Annotated in this window: 2 protein-coding genes; both read left to right on the forward strand. The window is 46.5% G+C overall.

Features of this window, described 5'->3' with window-relative positions; genetic code table 11:
* Positions 1–735, forward strand: a 735-nt coding sequence (locus F6K53_RS43605; RefSeq protein ID WP_293087000.1) for a group II intron maturase-specific domain-containing protein, incomplete at its 5' end; no start/stop codon positions are given.
* A gap of 149 nt (positions 736–884) precedes the next feature.
* Positions 885–1,232, forward strand: a 348-nt coding sequence (locus F6K53_RS43610) for an NACHT domain-containing protein (protein WP_293087002.1), incomplete at its 3' end; no start/stop codon positions are given.

Below are 1,232 nucleotides of genomic sequence, written 5' to 3' on the forward strand. Positions count from 1 at the left end.
ATTCTTAAGCCAAAAGACAACGCTGAGAAGTTTTTAGATAAAGTGAGAAACTTCCTAGCCCAAAGGGGCTTAGAGGTAAATCAAGAAAAGACCAAGCTGACCAAAACGACAGACGGATTTGACTTCCTGGGCTGGCATATGAGAGTCCAGAAAAACGGAAAATTCCGATGTATTCCCTCAGTGGAAAACCATCGGAACATCCGAAAGAAGATTAAAGCCGTGGTCAACAACTCGAACTATGGCGCTGAAGTAAAAGCCCAAAAATTAGCTCCAATCGTGCGCGGATGGAGGAATTACCATAAAAGCTGCGACATGAGCAGTTCCCGAGATAGTTTATGGTTCATGAATAAAACCACAAACCGTAAATTCCGAAAGGAAAAGAAAGTAAACCGGTATAGAGCCAATGAACTATGTAAGAAAGGCTTCCCAGCAGTAGGGTATGAACAAAATCAACACGTAAACGTTAAAGGGACTAAGTCCCCCTACGATGGAGACCTAGTCTATTGGAGTTTGAGGAACTCCGTATTATACGACGATGCTACCTCTAAAGCTTTGAAAAAGCAAAACCATTCCTGTGGACATTGCGGACATAGGTTCCTAAGCGACGAATATGTACATCTTCATCACATCGATGGAAACCACGACAATTGGAAGCAAAAGAACCTAATGGCAGTACATCAAAGCTGCCACCAAGAAATCCACTGGAGCCTGCCGTTAGGCAAGCCGAAAGGTTGAGGATACTCAGGAGCTGGATGAGGCGAAAGTTTCACGTCCAGTTCTGTTCGCGCAGCGTCGGCCTTAGCCGAAAGCGGAGGTGCCCTGGATAATACCAGGCATCGACCGTAACAATCACGGGACGCAGGCGACTGGATATCCCTGAACTGATGCAAAACTGCAACCTGGAGGACTTTGAGCGGTGTGGACTCAACCAGGTAACTGAGAAGGGAGTGCCGGGACTAGAAGCCGTAAAGGGTCACAGCAAGCTGATGGTGTTGGGGAAACCAGGTTCCGGGAAAACTACATTTTTGAAGTATCTGGCCATGCAGTGCATTGAGGGACAGTTTCAGGCAAACCGAGTTCCCTTATTTATCACCCTCAAAGATTTTGCGGAAACCCGCAGCGCACCGGATTTAAAGACCTACATCAGCCAATCTTTCACCAGTTGTGGTATTTCCGAGGCGTTATTCCGTCAAGGTAGAACATTAATTCTTCTAGACGGGTTGGATGAGGTG

It is taken from the genome of Moorena sp. SIO4A1, from assembly GCF_010672065.1.
Classification (GTDB): Bacteria; Cyanobacteriota; Cyanobacteriia; order Cyanobacteriales; family Coleofasciculaceae; genus Moorena.